We start from the raw sequence: 24,676 nt of genomic DNA, 5'->3' as shown, positions 1-24,676 counted from the left end.
TTAAACCGTGTGTCAAGTGTCTGTAAAATAGGTTTTTTGAGTTTTTTTTGCGTATAATTAATAACCGTAAATCCATACAAAGGCCGTACCATGTCCGAATGAAGTTTAATTTTAATTTATATATTTTATGGGTGTAATATCACAAGGAATCCTGGGCGGTATTTCAGGAAAAGTAGGAAATGTAGTTGGAGCGTCATGGAAAGGTATTGATTACCTTAGAATCAAGCCAGCAAGTGTGGCAAATCCACGGACAGAAGGACAAGTTAACCAAAGAACTAAGTTTACGGTTACTTTAGAGTATCTACAGCCAAATTTAGGCTTTATTCAAAAGGGTTATAAGGCATATGCTGTTCAGAAAACAGAATTTAATGCTGCTATGTCCTATATTTTAAATAATGCCATTACAGGTACTGCTCCCAACTTTACGGTAGATTATTCTTTAGCTTTATTAAGTAGGGGATCATTGTCTGGAGCATTGAACCCTACAACCGATCTTTCTGTAGCGGGTCAAGTAACATTTTCATGGGATGACAACTCGGCTGAAGGAAATGCAAATGCCACGGATAAGGCAATGATTTTAGTCTATAATCCAGTGAAGAAAGAATCGATGTATATGGTTGATGGTGCAGAAAGAACAGTGGGTTCACAAGTCATTACGATTCCAAATACCTATGCAGGGGATACTGTAGAGCTTTTTATGGCCTTTATCACTGCGGATGGGAGTCAAGTATCAAATAGTGTGTATTTAGGCTCAGGTACGGCGTCATAGGATTTATTGAAAATACACATGTTTAAAACCGTTGCAATAGTTGTAACGGTTTTTTATTTGCACCCTATTTTGCACCCTAAAAACAAAAAACCCCGTAAACTTTGAGTTTACGAGGTCTTTCTGGTGGTGCCTCCAGGAATCGAACCAGGGACACAAGGATTTTCAGTCCTTTGCTCTACCAACTGAGCTAAGGCACCAGTCGCATAATTGCGGATGCAAATATAAGGGCATTTTTAATATTCACAAAAATAAAAATATAAAAATTGTCTTTTGTACCTTTGCGACTTAAAATTCAGACATGAATTTAGTTGTAGATGTAGGTAACACATTGATTAAAATGGCTGTCTTTCAGGGGGGTGGCTTAATGAGTAAGGTTTCTGCTCCTGTTCAGGAATTTCAGCAACTTTTTTTTGATTTATTGTCTAAATACACCATAAAGCATTGTTTGGTATCTTCTGTAGGGAGGTTAAATGAAGAAAATAGAGATTTATTAAACGAGCATTTAAATTGTCTTTTTCTAGATCATACAACCTTAGTTCCTTTTAAGAATAGGTATGCTACGCCCCAAACTCTAGGGGTAGATAGAATAGCATTGGTAAGTGCATCAGTTGCCCAATTTCCAGACTCTAATGTTTTGATTATTGATGCAGGTACTTGCATTACTTATGATTTCATTAATGAAAACAATGAATATCTTGGTGGTGCCATCTCTCCAGGGCTTCAAATGAGGTACAAATCCATGCACAATCAAACAGCAAGCCTTCCGTTACTTGAAATGGAAGAACCTCAAAGTTTTTTTGGGGATTCAACAAATAGTTCAATGCATGTGGGTGTTGTGTTGGGAATTGTAAATGAAATTGATGGTTTTGTTAAAGAATATCAAACCAATTACAAAGATTTAACAGTTATTTTAACAGGCGGAGACAGTAAAATTTTGTGTAAGCGATTAAAAAGTGGCATATTTGCCAACTCTAATTTCCTCTTAGAAGGACTTAATAATATATTGGAATATAATACAAGCGAATGATTAAAAGGTTTTTACTGGTATTTGCTATCGTTTTTGGGCTGAAAGGATATGCGCAACTTGATGTTGAAAATGCATCACCTTATTCCTACTATGGAATAGGAAGCTTGAAGTTCAAAGGAACAGTGGAAAATAGAAGTATGGGAGGGTTGAGTATTTATAACGATAGTATTCATGTCAACCTGAGAAATCCAGCTTCTTACGCTAGTAGTAATCTAAGATATTACAATAATGAAGGGAGACCTGTTAAATTTGCCATTGGAGGTACTCATACATCTACCAATTTAAAAACCAATAGCAACGAAAACAGGATTAATTCAACTTCTTTTGATTATATGGCTTTATCCTTGCCAATGGGTCGTTTTGGCGTAGGATTGGGGATTATGCCCTACACAACCGTAAATTATAAATTACAGAGTCTAACTGATTTTAATGCACTTTCTACACGGTTTTCTGGAAAAGGTGGTGTGAACAAAGTATTTCTTTCAGTTGGATATCGGGTGATGGATGGTTTAAGTATTGGGGTTGATGCCAATTATAATTTCGGTAAATTGGAAAACTCCTTCATTAGGTATCTATATGATGACGAGCAAAACATCATCCAGTATCAAACAAGAGAACAAAACAAATCACAGTTAAGTGGTTTTGGTGTGAATTTGGGGGTTACTTACCAAAAAATGATTTCCACCAAACTGGAATTGCAGGCTGGATTAACATACAAGCCAAAAACGAATATTAACTCAGACAACGAACGCATTTTTGAGACTATTACCATAAGTTCTGGCTCAGGAGCAGAAACTCCTATAAATTCAATTACAGCAGATCTAGATGCAACTGGTTTAGCTAATACAAAATTGAGTTTACCTTCCAAACTTTCTTTTGGAGCTGGTATTGGAGAGCCAAGAAAATGGTTTGCTGGAGCTGAATTAACCTTTCAAAACTACAGCGTGTTTAAAAATGAATTATACGAAGCAAGTAATTCAGCTGGTAATTTGAGCTATGAGGATGCCATAGGTTTATCAGTTGGAGGGTTTTATATTCCAGAGTACAATTCGTTTTCAAGTTACTTAAAAAGAATGGTTTATAGAACTGGATTCAGGTTTGAAAATACAGGATTAAACATCAATGACACGTCTATTAATGAGTTTGGCATGTCTTTTGGAGTAGGAATACCGATGGGGAATTTCTTTTCTAATGCCAACGTTGGATTTGAATTCGGTAGAAGAGGGACCCTTGATAGAAATTTAATACAAGAAAACTTTATTAATTTCCAGATAAGTCTATCACTAAATGATAGATGGTTTGAAAAAAGAAAATATAATTAAGCATAATTTGAAATGACCATGAAAACTAGAATTACATTATTAATAGCTGTGCTTTTTGTAAGTTTTGGGACGTTTGCCCAAGATCAGGATTTGCAAGCTCTATCATTGATGACCGAGGCGGTTAAGGCCAAGAAGTTTGATGAAGCTTACAAACCTTTTATGGAATTAAGACAAAGAAACCCTAAATATCACTTAGGTATTTATACCAATGGTGAAAAAATTCTTGAGCACAAAATCGAGAAATCTACTGGTGCTGAGCAAGTGGCATTCATTAATGACCTTGTAAAAATGTACGGTGAGAGAGAAGATAATTTTGCAAGCAAAACGCCAAAAGGAGAGTTTGGAGCTAAATCTTGTCAACTAAAATATGACTACAAAGAGGCTTTAGGTCTATCTACAGAGGAGCTTTACAAGTGTTTTGATGAAGCTTATAAGGCAGACCCAGATACATTCACCAACCCTAAGGCGCTATATACTTATTTCTCATTGATGGTAGATTTGTTTGATGATGGTAAGAAAGAGGCTCAAGAGTTGTTTACTAAGTATGATGATGTGGTTGCCAAAATAGAGCAGGAAGTTCAGAACTATTCAGAGAAATTGAATCCTTATGTTGAAAAGGAAGAAGCTGGTACAGCTTTAACTAGCAAGGAAGAAAGATATAAGAGATCTTATGAAAGTTATTTAAAAGCTTATGACCAAGTAGCTGCTGGAGTTGATCAAAAATTAGGAGAAAGAGCTAATTGTGAAACTTTGATTCCTTTATATGAAAAATCTTTTGAGGAGAATAAGAACAATGCTGATTGGTTAAAAGGAGCTGTAAATAGAATGTTCAACAAAGATTGTACAGATGATCCTTTATACATTAAATTGGTAAAAGCCTATGACAATGCAGCACCTTCTGCAGATACAAAATACTTCGTTGCAGGGTTGTTGTTAAAAGATGGTAAAACTAATGAAGCTTTAAATTACTTCAAGCAATCTTTGGAGCTTGAGAAAGATGCTTATAAGAAAGGTACCAAAAGCTATAAAATCGGTTTGATCTTAAAGAAAAAAGGTCAATATGGTCAAGCTAGAAATTACTTTAGAGAAGCTATTAAGTTAAATCCATCTAATGGAAGACCTTATTTGGCTATTGCTCAAATGTATGCTTCTAGTGCCAACGATTGTGGAGATTCAAACTTCAACAAAAGAGCTGTTTTCTGGTTGGCTGCTGCCGAAGCTGAGAAAGCAGGAAAGGTGGATGCTACTTTAGGTAAGGCTGCAAGTCAAACAGCTGCTAATTATAGAGCTAAAGCACCTTCTAAAGCTGATATTTTCGATGCAGGTAATGCCGGCACAACTATAAACATTGGTTGTTGGATTGGAGGAAGCGTTAAGGTTCCTAGCCTATAATGAAAAGAATAAAAACATATAATTTTCTAAATATAGTCATGGCTTTTGCCATGACTATATTTTTTTCATGCAACCGAAGTTTGGAGGATGTAAAGAAACTTGGGGTTTCTGAAAATGAACCGATAGGGGTTGCTGAGAATATCAATTTAAAATACACCGACTCGGGTAGGGTGACGGCCAACTTAAAGAGTCCTAAAATGCTAGATTATTCCAATAGATCGTTTTCTTACATGGAATTCCCAGAAACCGTTGATTTGGATCTTTTTGATGAAAAGAATCAAAAGAGCAACATCAAAGCAGATTATGGTATTTTTTACCAAAGTACAGGCCTGATTGATCTTCGGGGGCATGTAGTTATTTCAACCGCTAGTAATGATACATTATTTGCAGAACAACTCTATTATGACGATGAGAGGGAGTGGTTATTTACTAATAAACCTGTGACCTTTAGGCAAGGACAAAGTATCATTAATGGAAAGGGTTTTGATTCTGACTCTAAGTTTAAAAAGGCTTTAGTGCTAGAGATTGATGGAATTTTACCCGTAGAAGATTAATCACCTCCATTACTTTTTTTAATTATCTTTACTTTATAGAATTATTGACCATGAAATTTTTCAAGTTTTTCCAATACGCCTATTTATTATTCGCTATTATTTTTATTTATGATGTGATTAAAACGTATATGGAATCCAATACTATTAATTATATTTCCTTGTTTTTGGCTGTGCTCGCTTTGTTTATGTTCTTTTTTAGACGCAGGTATTTCAAGAAATTTGATAATAAAGACAATCCTAAATGAGTTCTGAGATAATTATTATTGTTATCTCTTTATTGCTTTCTGCTTTTTTCTCAGGCATGGAAATTGCTTATGTTTCTGCCAATAAAATTCACATTGAAATAGAGAAAAAACAGGAAGGTCTATTGGCTAAACTGTTAACCAAATTAACAGCAAAGCCTTCCAAATTTATTGCAACCATGTTGATAGGTAATAATATTGCCTTGGTTGTCTATGGGTTTTTTATGGGTGATTTATTGGTGCGCTGGTTTCAAAGTATGTTGCCGGCTTCTGATGTGGTTACTTATTTATTGACGGATTTAAGTTTGTTGACCCAAACCATCATTTCTACCTTAGTTATTTTAATAACAGCAGAGTTTCTTCCAAAAGTATTTTTTCAAGTTTATGCCAATACCCTGTTGAAAGTTTTTGCTTTTCCAGCCTATGTTTTTTATTGGTTGTTTACCTTCATTTCAACCTTTGTTATTTGGATCTCTGATGTCATTTTAAAGAAATTTTTTAAAACGGAAGGGGATCAGGTTCAATTGGCTTTTACTAAGGTAGAACTAGGGAATTATATTAGTGAACAAATGGAGAATGTTGAGGAGCATGATGAGGTAGATTCTGAAATTCAAATTTTTCAAAATGCTCTGGAGTTTTCAGAAGTAAAAGCTAGAGAGGTCATGGTTCCCAGAACTGAAATTACAGCTGTTGAACTGCATGAATCTCCTAAAAATTTGACCCAACTTTTTGTAGATACAGGGTATTCCAAAATCTTGGTTTTTAAAAATTCAATCGATGATATTTTGGGATATGTCCATTCCTTTGAATTGTTCAAAAAACCTAAAACTATTCAGTCTATATTAATGCCTGTTGAGTTTGTACCAGAAACGATGTTAATCAAAGACATCTTAAATGTCTTAATCAAGAAGCGTAAAAGTATGGCCGTAGTATTAGACGAGTATGGTGGAACATCGGGAATAATGACAGTTGAAGATATTGTTGAGGAATTATTTGGGGAAATCGAAGATGAGCATGACACAGTGGAGCTAATTGAGGAAATTGTAGAGGAAGATATATATCGATTTTCAGCCAGGTTGGAGGTCGATTACTTAAATGAATCCTATAAGCTTAACTTGCCTGAGGAAGAAAATTATGAAACGCTCGGGGGGCTTATCGTGGCGCATACTGAGGAAATCCCACAAAAGGATGAAATTGTTCAAATAAATCACTTTCTATTCACTATCCTAGAAGTTTCAAACACTAAGATTGACTTGGTGGAACTCAAAATTCTAGAGACCGACTAGTTAAAAAAAACTTTCTTTATTATTGACACTTAGTCCTTTTATTATTTAATATAAAATGGTATTTTCGCGCACAATAATTTTAAATCAACTTAGAAAAGAAGATGGCAGTTTTAAATAAAATTAGAAAACAAGGACTTTTCTTGATCATCATCATCGCATTAGCATTATTCTCTTTTGTGATTGGTGATTTGTTTAGAAGTGGTAGCTCCCTATGGAATAGAAATCAGGATGTTGTTGCTACAATCAATGGAAAAGAAATCAACCGTGTAGATTTCATGCAAAAAGTGGAAGCTGCCCAAAGACAGCTAGGACCAAACGGTACTACCACACAAGCTATGAACCGCGTTTTTGATCAAGAGGTAAGACAGGCAGTTCTTGAAACCCAGTTTGAAGAGCTAGGATTTACTGTGGAGAAAGATCAAATGCGTGACATTTTAAAGTCCAACTTGGCTAATAATCCAAACTTTCAAAATGAAGCTGGTTTATTTGATGAAAATAAGTTGAACGAGTATATAGCTAACTTAAAAGAGACTTCTGCTGCTGCTTACCAACAATGGGTAGACTATGAAAATAGTATGGCAACAAGTGCTCTTCAACAAGATTACTTCAATATGGTAAAAGCTGGAATGAGCGGAACCCTTGCTGAAGGAAAATTGGAGCATTTAATGGAAGGTGAAAAAGTAGATTTGAAATTTGTTCAAATTCCTTATACTTCTATAGCAGATAGTACGATTACGGTTTCTAATTCTGAAATTTCAGATTATATAAAAAAGCATAAAAAGCAATACGAAGTAGATGCTACTCGTGATATTCGTTATGTAGAGTTTAGAGAAACTCCAACCGCTGCTGATGAAGAAGCTATCAAAGGGGTCTTAAAAGCTATGTTGAATGACAAAGTGGAGTACAGTGAGGTAACTAAAACTACAGATACGATTAGAGGTTTCTTACATGCTGCCAATATTGAAGCATTTGTAAACTCAAATTCAGATTTGAAATACAATGATCAATTCGTATTTAGAAATAGTATGTTAGAAAGTACAGCTGACAGTTTATTTAAATTAAATGTTGGTGAAGTTTACGGTCCTTACAAGGATGGAAACTATTACAAGCTTTCTAAAATTGTAGCTGAGAAGAACCTCCCAGATTCTGCTCAAGCAAGACACATTTTGATTCCATTTGTAGGTGCAGCAAGCACGCAACCAGATGTTACGCAAACAGAAGAAGAGGCTAAGGCTACTGCAGATAGTTTGTTGACAGTATTAAAAGGAGATCGTTCTAAGTTTGAAACTTTTGTAACTGAATTTTCTTCAGACCAAGGAAGCGTTGCTAATGGAGGTCGTTATGAGTACTTCCCTTACAACAGAATGGTTCCTGAATTCCGTGATTTTGTTTTTGAAAATGAAACTGGATCTATGGGAGTTGTTAAGTCAGCTTATGGTTTCCACTTAATTGAAGTAGAAGGCCATAAAAATGTTCAAAGAGTTATTAAAGTGGCTACTATAGCTAGAGAGATTGAAGCATCGGAAGAAACTATTGATCAAGTTTTTAGAAACGCTTCCAATTTTGAAATAGCTCTTGAAAAAGGTGAGTTTACTCAAGTGGCTAAGGAAAGCGATTATGCAGTTAAGCCAGTTAATGGTATCAAGATTTTAGATGAAAACATTCCTGGTTTAGGAAGCCAAAGAGCTATTGTTCGTTGGGCATTTGAAGAAACTACTGAAGTTGGAAAATCTAAGAGATTTAGTATCCCTAACGGATTTGCCATTGTGCAATTAACTGCAAAGCATGCTGAAGGGTTAATGAATGTAGAGCAAGCATCTGTTACTGCATTACCAGCAATTAGAAAAGAGAAGAAAGCAAAACAAATCAAGGAAAGAATTTCTGCTTCTACACTTCAAGATGTAGCTTCTGCAGAGAATACTTCAGTTCGTTCAGCTATGGCAGTGAGTATGAGTAATCCTACTATCACTGGTGCTGGTAGAGAGCCTTTGGTTGTTGGTACAGCTTTTGGATTGAACGAAGGTGAAACTTCTGGTTTAATTGAAGGAGAAAAGGGTGTTTTCATGGTGGAAGTAACCAAGAAAACTCCAGCAGTAGAATTAGAGAATTACCAAAGCTATGCTAATAGAGTTGGAGCTTCTAAAGTAAATACTGTAAACTCTAAATTGTATGAAGCATTAAAGGAGGTTTCAACGATTGAGGATAACAGAGCTGAAACTGTACAATAGTTTTAGTCCAAACATAAAATCAAAAAACCTCGCTAAGTGCGAGGTTTTTTTATGCTATAAAATCATGTCCTTAAATGGGATGATAATTTCAAATCCCTCTTGCTTAAAGTAAGTTGTTGGATTTTTTTGGCTTGCTACCAGAATAAAATCACCTCCCCAAGCACCTAAGCTTTTAATCGAGCCTTCAAAATCTGGAAAGGATTTCGTCTTTATGGTAGGCATTTGAATGACTTTAGAAATGAGATTCTCATGAGCGTTCATCAGATGGCTAAAGGATTCCAAATCTTGAGATGAAACCATTTGTTGTGTGATTTCATTGATTTCTGAAATGGTCTGTTGGGTATTCTCCTTTCTTTGATGGTATTTTTTGATGCCCTCTCTGCTATTTTGTTTTTGGTTTAAAAAAACAAAATAAAGATGCTCTTTAAACGAAGGATTAAATGCCACCGGTTCAAAAGAGGGTTGTTGATCCTTTATTTGATATAATAGAGGCGAATTGGTCTGCGCGCATGCAATATCATAACCGCTACCTCCAAATGTAGAATTCAATAGCTTAAATGGGTTTATTTCTGCCCATTGAGCTATGTTATTGATTAAAGTCGAAGATGTTCCCAAACCCCAATTACGAGGAAAGTCTAGCTTGGTTTCTATCAAGGCTCCTTGACTAAGAAAATCCGGATTCAAGGTTCTTGTAGCTTTTAAAATTTGAATCAACCGTTCTTCCAGGGGTGAGCTTCCATCTGCTTTTAAATTAAGGGGCAGTTGAACTTCCAGCCAGCATAAATTGTTTTCATCAAAACTTCGCCAAGTAACAAAATCCTCGTCTAAAGGACTTACGGTAAGGGATTGACCATATTTTGTGGGAAAGGCTAAAGATAAAGCACCATCCAATACTACATATTCTCCCGACAGGAGTAATTTCCCGTTACTATAGAATTCTTGCTTCAAGACCTCAGTTTTTCAATAGCTTCTACTACGGCACTATGTGTTACTACCTGATCTTTAAATTGCTCCAAAAGTTTTATTTTTTCTTCATCAGTAGCTTGAAACTGATTTAAGATATTCTTGAGGTGCATCTTCATGTGCCCCTTCTGTATCCCAGTAGTTGTCAAGGACCTTAAAGCTGCAAAATTTTGAGCCAAACCGGCAACCGCTACAATTTTCATTAAATCTTGGGCTGTAGGTTTGTGGAGCAATTCCAAAGATAATTTAACCAATGGATGTAAACTTGTGAGTCCGCCAACTGTTCCAAGAGCCAAAGGAATTTCAATCCAAAACTTGAATTGATCGTTTTCTACAGAAGCATGCGTTAAACTGGAATAGGAGCCATTTCTGGAAGCATAGGCATGCACACAAGCTTCAATAGCTCTAAAGTCATTCCCAGTCGCTAAAACAACGGCATCAATACCATTCATGACACCTTTGTTATGGGTTACGGCGCGATAAGGTTCTACTTCTGCGATTTGTACTGCTTGAACAAATTTATCTGCAAATTCATAAGGGTCAATATCGGTGCTTTCTGCTAATTCTGAAATTGGGCAACTTACTTCAGCTTTTACCAAACATTCAGGAACATAGTTAGAAAGGATGCTCATGATAACATCAATATCTTTTTCTTCTTCATCAAATGCGACATAGTTTAGCGCTTTTTCCTTCAACGTTTTTGAGAACTGTTCCAGACAGGAATTGATGAAATTGGCGCCCATAGCGTCTAGCGTTTCAAAAGTGGCGTGCAATTGAAAGTAACCTTCAATTTTGTGAGTTTTGTCTTTAAGCTCAATGTCCTTGATACCTCCGCCACGTTTCACCATGTTTTGGGTGATGTTTTCGGTCTCTTTAAAAAGGGCTGGTTTTAACTCATTGAAAAAGGAAACTAGTTTTTCCTTGTTTCCGAAATATTTGAAGTGAACCTGACCTATTTTGGTGGTTGAAATGACGTCTGCTTTAAATCCGCCACGATCCAGCCAAAACTTAGCTGCCTTACTAGCTGCAGCAACTACCGAACTTTCTTCTATGGCCATGGGAATGGTGTGTAAAGTTCCATTAATAAGAAAGTTTGGAGCTACTCCCAATGGCAAGTAATAATTGGTAATGGTATTCTCTATAAACTCATCATGAAGCGATTGCAACTGCTCATCGGTATTCCAATACTGCTTGATTATTTTTTTAGCATTTTTATTGTTGGTAAAGTAGGTGTCTACAATCCAATCAATCTTTTTGGATTTGGATAGTCTTGAAAAACCAGAGATGGATTTTGTCATGGAATGATAGTTGAAATTACAAAGATACATTCTTCCTGTAAATTGCATTTAACTTAGCATTTAAAAGCCTATTAAACTGTTAATAAATACGGTTTTTTGTATAATTTTTAGTAAACTTGACAACATTTTGAAAAAACCATTTTTTTATTCAAATTCAATGAGAAAATTCTTCCTTTTTTATTTTTTAGCAACCTTTTTAATATCAGCCCAAAATAAAGAAATAACCTTAGAAGACATATGGACCGGAACTTTCAGAACCGAAAGAATGGACGCTCTGCATTCTATGGCCAATGGGCAACAATATTCAGTTTTAAACTTCAATAGAAATACAGCCTCAACTTCCATAGAGGTCTATGACTATCAAACCTTGGAGAAGGTCAGAACTTTGGTGGATTCAAAAGATTTGGATCAGGTGAGATATTTTACAGATTACACTTTTAGTGAAGATGAAAGTCAAATTCTTTTGGCTACAGAAATGCAGGCTATTTACAGACATTCGGCACTTGGAAAGTACTATGTTTATAATGTAGAAACAGGTGCATTAACTTTAGTTTCTGAAGATAAGATTCAAGAGCCTACCTTTTCTCCTTCAGGTGACAAAATAGCATACGGAAAAAGGAATAATCTCTTTGTTAAAGACTTGAAAACAGGGGAGACCACCCAATTCACTTTTGATGGAGAGAAGAATAAAGTTATCAACGGTATTACCGATTGGGTATATGAAGAGGAATTTGCATTTGTGAGAGCCTTTGATTGGAATGCCGATGGTGATAAAATTGCGTTTATCAAGTTTGATGAAACTGAGGTTCCAGAATTCACTATGGATGTTTATGGAATGGATTTATATCCTCATGAAGATGCGTTCAAGTACCCAAAAGCGGGAGAAGCTAACTCTCAAGTTTCACTACATCTATATGATTTGAACGCTGATAAAGTATCAGAAATTGAAGTGAACAAATCGTACACAGATTTTTATATTCCAAGAATAAAATGGAGCCAAGATGCAGATGTTTTAAGTGCTCAATATCTAAATCGTCACCAAAATGAATTGGATCTTTGGATGATTGACACCAAAAAAGGAAATCCTGAATTGGTATTGGAGGAAAGAGATGGGGCTTATGTAGATGTTACTGATAACTTAACCTTTTTAAAGGACAATAGTTTTATTTGGACTAGTGAAAAAGATGGGTTCAATCACATTTACCATTATGACAAACATGGTAAGCTCGTGAATCAAGTAACTAAAGGAGATTGGGAGGTAACCAACTATTACGGTTATGATGAAAAGGAAAAGAAAATATTCTATCAATCTGTTGAAAATGGATCCATTAATAGAGATGTTTACTCGGTTAAATTAAATGGAAGGGATAAAGAACGTTTAACAAAGAGTGAAGGAACGAATAATGCGTCATTTAGCGCAGATTTTTCATTTTTCATCAATACTTTCTCTAGTGCTACAACCCCTCCAGAATATACTTTAAATGATGCTAAAAATGGAAATGTCATCAAGAGTATCAAAGACAATGATAAATTAGCGGAGAAAATACAAGATTATACTACTTCACAAAAGGAATTCAGTACCATTCAAGTGAATGGAGAGGAATTAAATATGTGGATGATCAAGCCTGCAAACTTTGATGAAAATAAACAATATCCTTTATTCATGTATCAATATTCCGGTCCGGGTTCACAAACGGTAAGCAATAGCTGGAATAGTAGTAATGATTATTGGTTTCAATATTTGGCCCAAAAAGGGTACATTATTGCCTGTGTTGATGGGAGAGGAACTGGTTTTAAAGGAGCTGAATTTAAGAAAGTCACTCAAAAGCAATTAGGGAAGTATGAAGTCGAAGATCAAATTGCCGCAGCTAAAAAATTGGGAGAACGTTCTTATATTGATCAATCACGAATTGGAATTTGGGGATGGAGCTATGGAGGCTTTATGAGTAGTAATGCCCTTTTTAAAGGGAATGATGTGTTTAAAATGGCTATAGCTGTTGCGCCGGTAACGAGCTGGAGGTTTTATGATTCAGTTTATACTGAACGTTATATGACTACACCTTCGGAAAATCCTACGGGTTATGATGAGAATTCGCCATTAAGTCATGTAGATAAATTAAAGGGGGACTTCTTGTTAATTCACGGTTCTGCAGATGATAATGTGCATTTACAAAATACCATGAGAATGGTGGAAGCCTTAATTCAGGCAGATAAACAGTTTGAGTGGATGATTTACCCAGATAAAAATCATGGCATCTATGGCGGAAATACGAGACTTCATCTTTATAAAAAAATGTCCCATTTTATTGATAAAACCTTAGGGGACAAAATCCAAAAAGAAGATTTGGAACAAGAAGAAAAATCAGAAATCAAAGGATAAACTAACTAACTTTATATTATGACTCATTCAACAACAGTTAAACAAAAAGAACTTTTTGGGCATCCCGTAGGGCTTTATATTTTATTTTTAACTGAAATGTGGGAGCGTTTTTCCTATTACGGGATGCGTGCGTTACTGGTATTATATATGACAACTTCAGCTTTAGGGAATGATCCAAGGGGAGCTGGTTTAGGTTGGACCGATCAAGAAGCATTAGCGCTGTATGGATGGTATACCATGTTAGTCTATGTAATGTCTATTCCTGGAGGAATGATCGCTGACAAACTTTTAGGACAAAAAAAGGCGGTATTGATAGGAGCCATAGTCCTTTGTTTGGGGCATGGTGTTTTGGTTTTAACTGACACTTGGGCATTTTACACTGGTCTTGGTTTAGTTATACTAGGAGTAGGTATGTTAAAGCCAAATATATCAACAATGGTTGGTGGACTTTATCGGGAAGGAGATATTCGAAGAGATAAAGGGTTCAGTATATTTTACATCGGGATAAACTTAGGCTCTCTTTTAGCAACTCTAATAATTGGTTTGGTTGTTGCAGAATGGGGTTGGCACGCAGGGTTTGGTTTAGCAGGAGTTGTGATGGTTTTAGGATTAATAAATTATATTGCTGGATTGAAGTATTTAAGCCATGTAGGAGATATTGATCGGCATTCAAATGATGAAAATGAGATTTCATACGGAGAATTATTTGGTAAATTATTCACGAGTAAAAAACAATTATTTATTTCATTTGTTCTTTTTGTAGTGTCTCTTTTTGGGTGGTATAAATTGGGATGGGCTTATGGTCTTTTGTTTGTTTTTCTTACTGTTATTACAGCCCTTTTGATGATGATTTATAAGGAGTTAGAAAGTCAAGTTTTCAAAGATAGGTTTCTTGTGTTATTGTTATCATTTATTATGGTTATCATTTTTTGGGGGGCATTCGAACAAGCAGGAGGGTTGATGAACCTATATACAGAATCAAATACACGTAGAGTTCTTTTTGGTTGGGAAATTCCTACTGTGATGTTTCAAAGTCTAAATGCTGGGTTCATAACCATTTTTGCTACCATTGTGGCGGGTATTTGGGCAAAAAGACAGTTAAAAGGAAAAGAAGCTTCATCTTTATTTAAAATGGCCTTAGGAATCATTATTATGGGATTTGGATTTTTATTCATGGTGTTCGCGGCTATGGAATTTCAACAATCTGGATCATCTAGTATGATATGGCTCGTCTTAGCTTATTTCTTTCATACTATAGGTGAATTATGTTTATCTCCAGTTGCATTATCTTTTATTACAAAATTGGCTCCTATAAAGTATGCATCGTTAATGATGGGAGTCTATTTTGCGGCTACAGGTTTAGGCAGCAAAGTAGCAGGAATAGTTGGAGAGTCTGCATCAGAATTTGGGGAGTATGCTGTATTTTTAGGAATACTAGTCTTTACGGTTATTATCGGTACAATTTTTATATTTTTATTAAAACCTCTTAAGAGATTAACCCATGGAGCTGAAGACAATGAAAGAGAAATAAATGATGATTTAACAGAAGGCTTTGAACTTGCAGATGAGAAAATTAATTAACTAATTATACTATGAATACTGACATCGAAAATCTGTTTAAGGATAAAGTTCTAGGGCATCCTGCAGGACTTTTTGTTTTGTTTTTTACTGAAATGTGGGAGCGTTTTTCATATTATGGAATGCGAGCACTTTTAATCCTATTTTTCACAGCTTCTATTATGGATGAAGGATGGGGTTGGCCACCAGAATGGGCATACGCCATATTTGGAACTTATACATCTTTGGTATATCTCTCCACAATGTTGGGAGGATATTTTGCAGATAACGTAATAGGTATTAGAAAGGCCGTAGTGATTGGAGCTTTATTAATGACACTTGGCCACGCTTGTATGGCTTTGGAAACAACATTCTTTATTTACTTGGGATTAACATTCTTGGTATTTGGAAGTGGATTTTTCAAACCAAACATGACTTCTATTATTTCTGAAATGTACAAAGAGAAACCCGAAAAGAAAGATGGAGCTTATACCATTTTTTATATGGGAGTAAATGCCGGAGCCTTTTTAGGAATTTTACTTTGTGGATATCTTGGAGAAAAGGTAGGTTGGTCTTGGGGCTTTGGAGTAGCCGGTATTTTTATGTTGTTTGGCTTGTTGCAATTTTGGTTTGCTCAAGGAATATTTGGTAATATCGCCTTAAAACCAAAAAATAAGAATGAAGATGTTATAGATATAGTGGCGGGAACTTCTCCCATTGACCCTGAATCTGAAGATAAACTGAATCCTTTTACACCATTACAGAGGGTTATGATTTTGGTCTCTGCTGTATTAGGTTTGGCATGGATTCTAAATGACCCAATTTCAAAGATATCAGAAGGCCGTATCAATTTGTTTAGTTTTGAGGCTTTCGGTTTGACAGGACCAACGATAATCATTTTGATGGCTTTGTTAATTTTTATTCTGCTATTATTTATTAGGATTCCTAAGTATGTGAAAACAACAAGGGAAAAAATGATTGCCATCATTTTCTTTGCTTTCGTGACCATGTTCTTTTGGGCCATTTTTGAGCAGTCTCCAAGTTCACTTACCGTTTTTGCTAGGGATTATACCCAAAGAACTTTAGAGGGCGGTGCTGGATTGACTTTTAAAATTGTCAACTCATTAATAACGATTGTTCCACTTGGATTAATTACTTGGGTTTTAGGAATGCTATTTAGAAAGACTTTTTCTAAGTATTCTTTATCTAATATTTTTCTTGGTCTAAGTTTCTTGATAGTATGGGCAATTGCTATTTGGATGTTGATCTCTGAATTCCAAAAAGACCAAGCGGAAGTTCCAGCTTCTTGGTTCTCTGTATTAAACTCCTTATTTATCATAACGCTGGCTCCCTTATTTTCAAAATGGTGGGAAAGCAAATACAATCCTAATGCTAACATGAAATGGGCAATTGGGATGATGTTATTGGGTGTTGGAATGGCCTGTGTGGCCTTTGGAGCAAATGGAATTGCACCTGGACAGGAAACGGCTTCTGTGAGCATGATTTGGTTGATCCTTGTTTATCTATTCCATACCATGGGAGAACTTTGTATTTCGCCAGTAGGTTTATCCTATGTAAGTAAATTGGTTCCTGCTAGAATGATTGCGACCATGTTTGGTATATGGTATTTAGCCATAGCTATTGGTATGAAATTGGCAGGGATGTTTGCTGAATCTTCCGAGGGTATAGCAGATGAACATGGAATTAGCTATTTCTTCTGGATTTTAACGGGTGTATCATTTGCATTAGCAGTATTGTCCATGGTACTTTATCCTTGGATTAAGAAACTTATGCATGGTGTTCGCTAGTGGAAAACGTTAAATTGGGTCGGAAATTGGTTTAGTTTCTAGCTCTTTTGTAAGTTATTGTCCACTTTTACTACTTTAAATATTATGAGAAAAATATATGTTGTTTTAATAGCTGTCTTAGGGATGACCTTGAGCAGTGTTGCACAAGAAATTAATTGGTTGACATTGGAAGAGGCGGTAGCACTTCAGAAAAAGAACCCAAAAAAAATAATTATGGATGCCTATACCAATTGGTGTGGTCCCTGTAAAATGTTGGATAAAAATACCTTTCACAACAAAGATGTGGTAGCATATGTGAATGAGCATTACTATGCAGTAAAGTTCAATGCTGAAGGTGATGAAACTATCAATTTCAAAGGGAAAACATTTTCCAATCCTAATTATGATCCTGCAAAGGCCAATCGAAGAAATTCACAACACCAGTTGTCTCAGTATTTTTCGATTCGTTCTTATCCCACATTAGTGTTTATGGATGAAAATGCCGAATATCTTTCACCTATAATTGGTTATAAAACGCCACAACAATTGGAATTGTATTTGAAGTTATTTAAGGATAACGCTCATGAAAATATGAAAACTCAAGAGGATTTTAATGCTTATTTTCAAGCATTCAAACCAGAGTTTTCGAACTAAGGACTAATTCAAATTAATGATGAAGGCTCCCTTTTCATTTGTAGAATGAAAGGGGAGTTTTTCTATTTTACAGGTTTCCTTCCAACGCTCTATATAGCTTTTATAATTGCTGCCATCTGCAATGATTTGTTTTGGTTTAAGAGAGTCGATCATTCTTTTTAAATTAATTTTAGGTGATTGTCGCAATAGGATAATATCTGCCTTTTCAGCCTTTAAACCGTAAATCCCCAAGCTATCAATCACTATAATTCGTGTGTTATTAAGGCTATAATATGGATGAATACTATCGTATGTGATTTGATTAATAAATCTTTCTGTTTTAAAGTCTTTTAAAAAGTAAAGGTTATCGCTAGAATCTTTTGATTGAATGTGAAGTTTCCTACCATGTTTTATACCTAGAATGGTCTGTCTGCTTTTATGAAATACGATTAATTGATTGCTCTGTTGGTTTTGGAATTTGACATATATAAAACTTAGTTGTAAAAGGATAATTACAAACGTAATCCAAATAAGGTGTTTAAATCTGGGATTGTTTTTAAGCCTATACATGTAAGCGATTATGATGTAGGATAGCAAAACCATCGTCATATTGAAATAGATGTTTTTTAAAAGAAAAGGTTCCTGCTTTGAAACCCATCCAAAGAAGCGATTCATAGTTTCAATGGATGTGCCAAACAAATCAAAAATGGGATTCTGAGGTATGTTGAGTAATGCCATTAAAATGGAAGCAATTCCCAAGCCAAGAATGAATCCTAGTAAAGGAATGACAACGAGGTTTGAAAGGAGAAATAATCCTGGAATTTGATGAAAATAATAGAGCGTTAATGGAAAAATGCCAAATTGAGCAGACAAGGATACTGTGGCCGCTTGCCAGAATTTTTTAAGAATGATGCTTTTCGGGTTCCAAAATCTGTCAAAAAAGGGTTGAAACAAAACAATGCCCAATACGGCCAAATAGCTTAACTGAAAACCAACTTCAAATAGGAAGGAGGGTTTTAGAACGAGAAGAACAAAAGCAGAAATAGCCAAACTATTAATGGTGTTTGTAGGTCTGTTTAAATTTAAGCCAATAGCAATCGCTGTAAACATAGTTGCTGCTCTAGTAACTGAAGCTGAAAGACCTGCAATGACTGCAAAACTCCAAATGAGAAAAATGATCAAAACCATTTTATAGCATTTACCATATCTAAATTGTTCCAGGGGTTTTAAAAGCCATTGAAGTATGAGCAAAATAATACCCACATGCAATCCAGAAATTGCCAAAATGTGTATGGCCCCAGCATTAGTATAGTCATTGTAAAGTTCACTGCTTATATGATTCCTTTGACCAAGTAAAAGTGCTTGGATTACCGCCAATTCATCTTTTGAAAAATTATACTTAGACAGTTTTTTATGAATGGTATTTCTTACCTGATCAGCTAATCCTATTAGGCTTCTCTGTTCTCCAATTTTTAAGATTTGGGTGTTGGTCGCATATATTTGACTATAGATTTGTTTGTTGCTTAAATAGGCTGAATAATCAAATTGTCCCGGATTTAATGGGGGTTTAAGGGGCTCTAATTTGGTTTTACTAAGAACTATATCATCTATTTTGAGTTCTCTTAAGGTGGAATCTTTTTTAACAAGTAAAAGTGCGTCTCCCATGGATTTTTTGTAATCTAATTCTAAAATGGAGACAACATAGCGGTCGCTAAATGAATTGGACTTTAATGTTTCCTTGATTTTGAAGGTGAGTTTAGTTGGGGATTGATTCTGAAATGCTTCGGAATATAAATAGTGATTTTTGTTATTCAAATCTTTATGAATGTTTTCAGTCAAGCATCCAATCAAAATCATGGTTGCAAAACCTAGAAAACCGAACCAAATAAAGTTTTTTGTTGAATTTCTCTGATAGAAATAAGCAATTGTAAACGCTAGTATAAAAATGCTACATAGCAGAGCCGAAATGGATAAAGAAATTTGCCATGTTCTACTTAGCCAAATGCCCAAAACAAGACACAAGGTAAGTTTTATGAGGATGAAATTCAAGGCTTTCATCCTATTAAGATAGTAAAAAACTTACATAACTCGACGCGCCTGAACGAAGGCGAAATACCAGTAACGTTCTGAAAGTTGGGAAGTTATGACTCCTGCGCTTGTTGTGGAGTGAATAAATTGCACAAAACCTGGTCGGGCATTTACAACCAATCCCACGTGGTTCACCTTACGGCTATTTTTTGATGTGGCAAAAAACAGGAGATCACCTTCTTTGACTTCTTTCAAATCAATCCAATCTCCGTATGAAGACAATTCGCCTGTAGATCGTGGAAGAGCAATATTTTCACTCTTAAAAGCAGTGGTGACCAATCCAGAGCAATCCATGCCCTTTTTAGTCGTTCCGCCATATTTGTATCTTGTTCCTCTGTAGGATTCTGCTTCTTTGATAATTTTTTTAATGGTGGAATAGTCTGCAGTGGAGGTGCTCTCTGCATTAGTAGACCAATTATCACTTTTGGCAGAAGAGGTTGACGAGCTGGTTTGCTTATCTCTTTTAGTAACTACTTTTGCTTTCTTGGAAGCACCACAAGAAGCAAGTAACATAAAGGCAAAAAGGAAGGTTAAGATTCGTTGCATCCTGCCAAAATAAAAAATATCCTATAGAAATTCTTGGTTTGGGTTCAAAAAAGATGTGTAACGCTATTGTATGTTATGATAAATGAGTTGTGCTGTCTTCTCACTAGCGCCTTTGCCTCCTAATTTTTTCTCCAAATCATAATAGTTAATGAAGAATTTGGTTCGCTCGTAATCATCCAAAATGATATCCAATTCCTTTTTTAATCGGGTCTTATTAAAATCGGACTGTATCAATTCAGTAACAACTTCTTTGTCCATAATGAGGTTTACCAAAGAAATGTATTTGATGTTTTTTACCAAACGTTTTCCTATCTGATATGAAACCCAACTACCCTTATAGCATACTACTTCAGGCACCTTAAAAAGGGCTGTTTCCAAAGTTGCAGTTCCCGAGGTTACCAAGGCAGCTGTGGAAACGCTTAAAAGGTCATAAGTTTTATTTGAAATAAAATGCACATTGCTATTCTTGATAAAGGGCTCATAAAAGCTATACTCTTGACTTGGTGCGCCGGCTATAACAAATTCATAATCGGGATAATCTTCAACCAAGGACAACATGACAGAAAGCATTTTGGTAATTTCTTGTTTTCTGCTCCCTGGTAATAAGGCTATAATGGGTTTGTCTCCCAACTGATGCGTTTCCCTAAATTCAAACTCGTCTACTTGAGTTCGGCTTGAAATGGCATCAATAAGTGGATGGCCAACAAATTCTACAGGGTAACCGTGTTTCTTTTCGTAAAAGTCTTTCTCAAATGGTAGAATCACATACATGTGGTCAATATCCCGTTTGATATCTTTAATGCGACCTTCTTTCCAAGCCCAAATTTGCGGGGAAATGTAATAATGAGTTTTTATATTTTTTTCCTTAGCCCATTTAGCAATTCTAAGATTGAAGCCTGGGTAGTCAATGAAAATAAGTACATCGGGATTGAATTTGGAAATATCTTCCTTACAAAATGCTAGATTTTTGGTAATGGTTCTAAGGTTCATAACAACTTCGGCAAAACCCATAAAAGCCAAATCCCTATAGTGTTTTACCAATTCGCCTCCAACCGAAGCCATTAAGTCGCCACCCCAAAATCTGAAATCTGCCTGAGGGTCTTCCTTAAGCAATGCTTTCATGAGGTTGGAGCCATGTAAGTCTCCTGAGGCTTCTCCAGCTATGATGTAATATTTCATCGGATTGAAAATTATATAAATTTAAAAACTATCATGATAAGAGCTATCAAAATAGTGGCAAAAATCACTCCTTTAGCACGATTATCTTTTCTTTTTCTTATGAAATAAAAAAACGGACCGATATTAATGATGCTTGCAAAACTGATAAGTTTTACTAAATAACCTTCCTTGATGGCTGCTTCAATAACTTCTGTGACGCTTACTTGGGAACTGAACACTAATAGAATTAATATAAAGCCCAAAAGGGTGAATGCAAACCCAATGAGCATGCCTAAAATAACTTGTTTATTCATGATTAAAGTCCCAAGTATTTAAATTTTGTATAGCATGGTGAGCCGTTAAATCAAATTGTATGGGAACCACAGAGACATAATTGTTTTCTAGAGCCCACTCGTCCGTATCTTCACCTTGATCAAGATTTACAAATTTACCAGTCAGCCAATAGTAATCTTTGCCTTGTGGTGTTTTCCGTTTGTCAAATTCTTCTTCCCAATTGGCTCTGGCTTGCCTGCATATTTTAATCCCTTTAATCTCATTTTTTGTGGCCTTAGGAATGTTCACATTTAAAACTACATCTGTAGGAATGCCATGTTTCAAGGCTGATTGGGTTATTGTTTTAGCTATTTCTTTTGCAGCAGAAAAATCGGCATTGTAATCATAATCTAATAATGAGAAACCTATGGCAGGTATGCCTTCAACTCCTGCCTCAACTGCGGCACTCATGGTTCCAGAGTATATAACATTAATGGATGAGTTCGAACCATGGTTAATACCCGAAACACATATGTCTGGTTTTCTTTTTAAAATCTCCTTGATGGCCATTTTCACACAATCGGCGGGAGTTCCAGAACAGCTATATTCTTCTTGGTTTCCTTGGTCTATGACCACTTTCTCTAAGTAAAGCGTGGAGTTTAATGTAACCGCATGTCCCATGCCGCTTTGAGGGCTATCTGGAGCCACTACTACAACATCGCCTATTTGATTCATAACTTCAATTAAAGATCTAATACCTGGGGCTGAAATCCCATCATCATTGGTTACCAAAATCAAGGGCTTTTTAGTCGTCATAAGCAAATTTTATTGAGTTTCGCTAAAATACATAAATTCCAACGGAAAGCCCATGCTATTCTGTTTAACAAAAAATTATCAGCGGCAGATTTTATTGGCATAGTTTTTTCTTTATTTTAGTAGAATTAAGATTTAAACCCTAAGAGAATTAGCCGATTTCTTACAGGTGCTATGATATTTCCAAAAAACACCTATATTGGGCTAATTTTATATTAATATGATAAGATTTATGAAAAGGAATTATAAAGTGTTGATGTTGGTGTTGTTGTTGGCATTTGCATCTTGTAGTTTTACCACCAAGACTTTTGATGATCCAGATAAAGACAAACTGTTAGTTCAAGTTATTACCTATGTCCTTCAAAGGGGGCATTTCTCTCCAAGGGACTTTAATGACGACTTTTCAAAAGAGGTGTATAACAACTACTTAGATCAAATTGATCCCCTGAAGCGATATTTCTACAAATCAGATATTGAGGAGTTTGAAAAGTATAAGTATGAGCTTGATGATCAATTAAAAGCCTATGACATTTCATTTTTTAGTTTGACGCATGATAGATTGATTAAAAGAATCGAGGAAGCTAAGGCTATTTATAAGGATGTTTTGGACAAGCCTTTTGATTATACAGTGAACGAGACTTATAGCTCAGACTATGAGAATGAGGCCTATGTGTCATCTAAAAAAGAAATGCGTGACCGTTGGAGAAAGCAGTTGAAATTTACCAATCTTGCCAATTATGATGATTTAATTGTAATGCAGGAAAATGATTCAACTTCAACTGATAAGAAGTCTATGTCTGAGTTGGAATCAAAGTCTAGAGAAGAAACCTTGAAGTCCATCAATATGTATTACACGGATTATGTAGACGATTTAGCGAGAAAGGATTGGTTTGCCATGTATGTGAATGCCATTGTCAGTGAATTTGATCCCCATACTTTTTATTTTGCTCCAGAGGACAAAGAGCGATTTGACCAACAAATGTCTGGGAAATTAGAAGGTATCGGAGCGAGACTTCAGAAAAGAATGGATAACACCAAAATTGTAGAATTGATTTCTGGAGGGCCAGCATGGAAAGGTAAAGAGTTGGAAGTAGGGGATATCATAATGAAGGTTCGTCAGGAAGACGAAGACCAAGCAGTAAATATTGTTGGAATGCGTTTAGATGATGCGATTAAGTTAATTAAGGGTCCTAAAGGTACCAAAGTAACATTGACCATCAAGAAAGTGGACGGAACAATTAAAGATATAAACATAACCAGGGATATTGTGGAATTGGAAGAAACTTATGCCAAGTCTGCAATGGTAGGAAAAGACGATAAGAAATTCGGAGTTATTAATTTGCCAAAATTCTATGTTGACTTCGAAGATTACAAAAACAGAAATGCCGCTTCAGACTTAAAGAAGGAAATTGAAAGATTGAAGTCAGAAGGTATGGAAGGGCTCGTCTTGGATTTGAGAAATAATGGAGGAGGGTCGCTTCAAACCGTAGTGGATATTGCTGGTTTGTTTATCAAAGACGGTCCTGTAGTTCAAGTTAGATCTAACGAGGAGAAAGAAGTGTTGAAAGATGATGATCGCAGCATTGTTTGGGATGGTCCGTTAGTGATTTTGGTAAATGAATTATCGGCATCAGCTTCAGAGATTTTAGCAGCAGCAATGCAAGATTATAAAAGAGCAATCATTATAGGTAGCAAGCAGACCTTTGGAAAGGGAACCGTGCAAAATCTTTATGATCTAAACCGAATGGTGAGAAACAATCAAGAAGGTGATTTGGGAGCCCTTAAGATAACCACTCAAAAATTCTACAGAATTAATGGTGGCTCTACACAATTGGAAGGTGTTAAGAGTGATGTAGTTGTACCTGATAGATATAGTTTTATAAATATTGGTGAGAAAGATCAGCAGAATCCGCTTCCTTGGGATAAGATTGATGCCGTTGATTATGATTTATGGGATAGTTATTTTGATTATGATACTACTATAAGCAATAGTAAGAAGAGAATGGCAGATAATGAGCAGTTGAAATTAATTGAGGAGAATGCTAAATGGGTGAAAGCTAGAATGGATGAAACCCAACACTCCTTAAATTATGAGGCTTACAAAGCAATGTTGGAGAAGAATGAGGAGGAAGCTAAAAAGTTTGATAAGATTTCCAAATATGAAACCAATCTTGTTTTTGAATCTTTACCTTATGAACAAAAGTTATTTGCTAATGATACGGTTCTCAAAGACAGAAGAGATAGTTGGCATAAATCGTTAAGTCAAGATGTTTACATCGAGGAAGCCTTAAATGTTTTGGAAGATCTAAAAATGACTTATTCTATCAAAAAAGTGGCAGCTTCTTCAGTAAAGGAATAAA

Annotated in this window: 20 protein-coding genes and 1 tRNA gene; 13 read left to right on the top strand and 8 right to left on the bottom strand. The window is 35.6% G+C overall.

The features are described from left to right. The first annotated feature begins 127 nt into the window (after window positions 1-127). Window positions 128-769 (top strand): DUF6266 family protein, encoded by a 642-nt coding sequence (locus LOK78_RS01320; protein ID WP_232633235.1) that lies wholly within the window; start codon window positions 128-130, stop codon window positions 767-769. A gap of 121 nt (window positions 770-890) precedes the next feature. Here LOK78_RS01320 and LOK78_RS01315 read toward each other — a convergent pair. After that, window positions 891-966 (bottom strand) — tRNA-Phe (locus LOK78_RS01315). 101 nt (window positions 967-1,067) lie between these two features. Between LOK78_RS01315 and LOK78_RS01310 the strand changes: the two genes are divergently transcribed. The 7 genes from LOK78_RS01310 to LOK78_RS01280 all read left to right on the top strand — a co-directional run bounded on the left by LOK78_RS01310 (window position 1,068) and on the right by LOK78_RS01280 (window position 8,820). Further along, window positions 1,068-1,796, top strand: a complete 729-nt coding sequence (locus tag LOK78_RS01310) for a type III pantothenate kinase (RefSeq protein WP_232633234.1) — start codon at window positions 1,068-1,070, stop codon at window positions 1,794-1,796. Beyond that, on the top strand, window positions 1,793-3,118 hold the full coding sequence (gene bamG / locus LOK78_RS01305; protein ID WP_232633233.1) for a BamG family beta-barrel-assembly machinery protein: 1,326 nt from the start codon (window positions 1,793-1,795) through the stop codon (window positions 3,116-3,118). The genes LOK78_RS01310 and bamG overlap by 4 nt, the downstream gene beginning before the upstream one ends. Before the next feature lie 18 nt (window positions 3,119-3,136). Then, entirely contained in the window at window positions 3,137-4,510 is a 1,374-nt protein-coding gene (locus tag LOK78_RS01300; protein ID WP_232394026.1) for a tetratricopeptide repeat protein, read from the top strand. After that, on the top strand, window positions 4,510-5,064 hold the full coding sequence (gene lptC, locus LOK78_RS01295; protein ID WP_232633232.1) for an LPS export ABC transporter periplasmic protein LptC: 555 nt from the start codon (window positions 4,510-4,512) through the stop codon (window positions 5,062-5,064). The genes LOK78_RS01300 and lptC overlap by 1 nt, the downstream gene beginning before the upstream one ends. A 50-nt stretch (window positions 5,065-5,114) precedes the next feature. Further along, window positions 5,115-5,309 carry a hypothetical protein gene (locus LOK78_RS01290; protein WP_053971298.1) on the top strand — a complete coding sequence of 65 codons (195 nt, stop codon included), beginning with the start codon at window positions 5,115-5,117 and terminating at the stop codon, window positions 5,307-5,309. Beyond that, a complete protein-coding gene (locus tag LOK78_RS01285; protein ID WP_166957670.1) occupies window positions 5,306-6,592 on the top strand; it encodes a hemolysin family protein in 1,287 nt (428 codons plus the stop codon). Before LOK78_RS01290 ends, LOK78_RS01285 begins: the two co-directional genes overlap by 4 nt. Window positions 6,593-6,693: 101 nt before the next feature. Beyond that, on the top strand, window positions 6,694-8,820 hold the full coding sequence (locus LOK78_RS01280) for a peptidylprolyl isomerase (protein WP_232633231.1): 2,127 nt from the start codon (window positions 6,694-6,696) through the stop codon (window positions 8,818-8,820). Window positions 8,821-8,874: 54 nt separating this feature from the next. Here the strand turns inward: LOK78_RS01280 and LOK78_RS01275 are convergent, their stop codons facing one another. After that, on the bottom strand, window positions 8,875-9,768 hold the full coding sequence (locus LOK78_RS01275) for a GYDIA family GHMP kinase (protein ID WP_232633230.1): 894 nt from the start codon (window positions 9,766-9,768) through the stop codon (window positions 8,875-8,877). Further along, window positions 9,765-11,111 carry a hydroxymethylglutaryl-CoA reductase, degradative gene (locus LOK78_RS01270; protein WP_255673735.1) on the bottom strand — a complete coding sequence of 449 codons (1,347 nt, stop codon included), beginning with the start codon at window positions 11,109-11,111 and terminating at the stop codon, window positions 9,765-9,767. The genes LOK78_RS01275 and LOK78_RS01270 overlap by 4 nt, the downstream gene beginning before the upstream one ends. A 127-nt stretch (window positions 11,112-11,238) precedes the next feature. Between LOK78_RS01270 and LOK78_RS01265 the strand changes: the two genes are divergently transcribed. The 4 genes from LOK78_RS01265 (at window position 11,239) to LOK78_RS01250 (ending at window position 17,459) form a co-directional block, all read left to right on the top strand. Then, window positions 11,239-13,461, top strand: a complete 2,223-nt coding sequence (locus tag LOK78_RS01265) for a S9 family peptidase (RefSeq protein ID WP_232633228.1) — start codon at window positions 11,239-11,241, stop codon at window positions 13,459-13,461. An 18-nt stretch (window positions 13,462-13,479) separates the two neighbouring features. Next, complete coding sequence (locus tag LOK78_RS01260) at window positions 13,480-15,042, top strand: peptide MFS transporter (RefSeq protein WP_232633227.1); 1,563 nt, start codon at window positions 13,480-13,482, stop codon at window positions 15,040-15,042. Between the two features lie 11 nt (window positions 15,043-15,053). Then, window positions 15,054-16,826 (top strand): peptide MFS transporter, encoded by a 1,773-nt coding sequence (locus LOK78_RS01255; protein WP_232394021.1) that lies wholly within the window; start codon window positions 15,054-15,056, stop codon window positions 16,824-16,826. A gap of 84 nt (window positions 16,827-16,910) precedes the next feature. Beyond that, on the top strand, window positions 16,911-17,459 hold the full coding sequence (locus tag LOK78_RS01250) for a thioredoxin family protein (RefSeq protein WP_197276717.1): 549 nt from the start codon (window positions 16,911-16,913) through the stop codon (window positions 17,457-17,459). A 3-nt stretch (window positions 17,460-17,462) separates the two neighbouring features. Here the strand turns inward: LOK78_RS01250 and LOK78_RS01245 are convergent, their stop codons facing one another. The 5 genes from LOK78_RS01245 to surE all read right to left on the bottom strand — a co-directional run bounded on the left by LOK78_RS01245 (window position 17,463) and on the right by surE (window position 22,319). Next, complete coding sequence (locus tag LOK78_RS01245) at window positions 17,463-19,496, bottom strand: ComEC/Rec2 family competence protein (RefSeq protein WP_232633226.1); 2,034 nt, start codon at window positions 19,494-19,496, stop codon at window positions 17,463-17,465. A 21-nt stretch (window positions 19,497-19,517) separates the two neighbouring features. Beyond that, window positions 19,518-20,072: a C40 family peptidase gene (locus LOK78_RS01240; protein ID WP_232633225.1), complete on the bottom strand. Its 555-nt coding sequence runs from the start codon at window positions 20,070-20,072 to the stop codon at window positions 19,518-19,520. A 63-nt stretch (window positions 20,073-20,135) separates the two neighbouring features. Beyond that, entirely contained in the window at window positions 20,136-21,251 is a 1,116-nt protein-coding gene (gene lpxB / locus LOK78_RS01235; protein WP_232633224.1) for a lipid-A-disaccharide synthase, read from the bottom strand. Between the two features lie 11 nt (window positions 21,252-21,262). Beyond that, window positions 21,263-21,544: a hypothetical protein gene (locus tag LOK78_RS01230; protein WP_232633223.1), complete on the bottom strand. Its 282-nt coding sequence runs from the start codon at window positions 21,542-21,544 to the stop codon at window positions 21,263-21,265. After that, complete coding sequence (gene surE / locus LOK78_RS01225) at window positions 21,537-22,319, bottom strand: 5'/3'-nucleotidase SurE (protein ID WP_053971310.1); 783 nt, start codon at window positions 22,317-22,319, stop codon at window positions 21,537-21,539. Before surE ends, LOK78_RS01230 begins: the two co-directional genes overlap by 8 nt. Window positions 22,320-22,548: 229 nt before the next feature. On the opposite strand from surE, the gene LOK78_RS01220 reads away from it, so the two are divergent. Then, window positions 22,549-24,675, top strand: coding sequence for a carboxy terminal-processing peptidase (locus LOK78_RS01220; protein ID WP_232633222.1), 2,127 nt, complete (start codon window positions 22,549-22,551; stop codon window positions 24,673-24,675). Window position 24,676: the final 1 nt, after the last annotated feature.

The organism is Mangrovimonas futianensis (assembly GCF_021245805.1).
Lineage (GTDB): Bacteria > Bacteroidota > Bacteroidia > Flavobacteriales > Flavobacteriaceae > Mangrovimonas > Mangrovimonas futianensis.
Note: the sequence above shows the minus strand (reverse complement) of the source record. Positions and strands in the feature narration are given on the sequence as shown.

Excerpts from the sequence above, each read along its gene's own strand:
- surE (WP_053971310.1), bottom strand. The coding sequence starts at position 22,319 with ATGACGACTAAAAAGCCCTTGATTTTGGTAACCAATGATGATGGGATT.
- LOK78_RS01310 (WP_232633234.1), top strand. The coding sequence starts at position 1,068 with ATGAATTTAGTTGTAGATGTAGGTAACACATTGATTAAAATGGCTGTC.
- LOK78_RS01250 (WP_197276717.1), top strand. The coding sequence starts at position 16,911 with ATGAGAAAAATATATGTTGTTTTAATAGCTGTCTTAGGGATGACCTTG.
- LOK78_RS01280 (WP_232633231.1), top strand. The coding sequence starts at position 6,694 with ATGGCAGTTTTAAATAAAATTAGAAAACAAGGACTTTTCTTGATCATC.
- LOK78_RS01230 (WP_232633223.1), bottom strand. The coding sequence starts at position 21,544 with ATGAATAAACAAGTTATTTTAGGCATGCTCATTGGGTTTGCATTCACC.
- LOK78_RS01300 (WP_232394026.1), top strand. The coding sequence starts at position 3,137 with ATGAAAACTAGAATTACATTATTAATAGCTGTGCTTTTTGTAAGTTTT.
- LOK78_RS01285 (WP_166957670.1), top strand. The coding sequence starts at position 5,306 with ATGAGTTCTGAGATAATTATTATTGTTATCTCTTTATTGCTTTCTGCT.
- LOK78_RS01270 (WP_255673735.1), bottom strand. The coding sequence starts at position 11,111 with ATGTATCTTTGTAATTTCAACTATCATTCCATGACAAAATCCATCTCT.
- LOK78_RS01260 (WP_232633227.1), top strand. The coding sequence starts at position 13,480 with ATGACTCATTCAACAACAGTTAAACAAAAAGAACTTTTTGGGCATCCC.
- lpxB (WP_232633224.1), bottom strand. The coding sequence starts at position 21,251 with ATGAAATATTACATCATAGCTGGAGAAGCCTCAGGAGACTTACATGGC.
- LOK78_RS01245 (WP_232633226.1), bottom strand. The coding sequence starts at position 19,496 with ATGAAAGCCTTGAATTTCATCCTCATAAAACTTACCTTGTGTCTTGTT.
- LOK78_RS01220 (WP_232633222.1), top strand. The coding sequence starts at position 22,549 with ATGAAAAGGAATTATAAAGTGTTGATGTTGGTGTTGTTGTTGGCATTT.
- LOK78_RS01265 (WP_232633228.1), top strand. The coding sequence starts at position 11,239 with ATGAGAAAATTCTTCCTTTTTTATTTTTTAGCAACCTTTTTAATATCA.
- LOK78_RS01255 (WP_232394021.1), top strand. The coding sequence starts at position 15,054 with ATGAATACTGACATCGAAAATCTGTTTAAGGATAAAGTTCTAGGGCAT.
- LOK78_RS01240 (WP_232633225.1), bottom strand. The coding sequence starts at position 20,072 with ATGCAACGAATCTTAACCTTCCTTTTTGCCTTTATGTTACTTGCTTCT.
- LOK78_RS01290 (WP_053971298.1), top strand. The coding sequence starts at position 5,115 with ATGAAATTTTTCAAGTTTTTCCAATACGCCTATTTATTATTCGCTATT.
- bamG (WP_232633233.1), top strand. The coding sequence starts at position 1,793 with ATGATTAAAAGGTTTTTACTGGTATTTGCTATCGTTTTTGGGCTGAAA.
- LOK78_RS01320 (WP_232633235.1), top strand. The coding sequence starts at position 128 with ATGGGTGTAATATCACAAGGAATCCTGGGCGGTATTTCAGGAAAAGTA.
- lptC (WP_232633232.1), top strand. The coding sequence starts at position 4,510 with ATGAAAAGAATAAAAACATATAATTTTCTAAATATAGTCATGGCTTTT.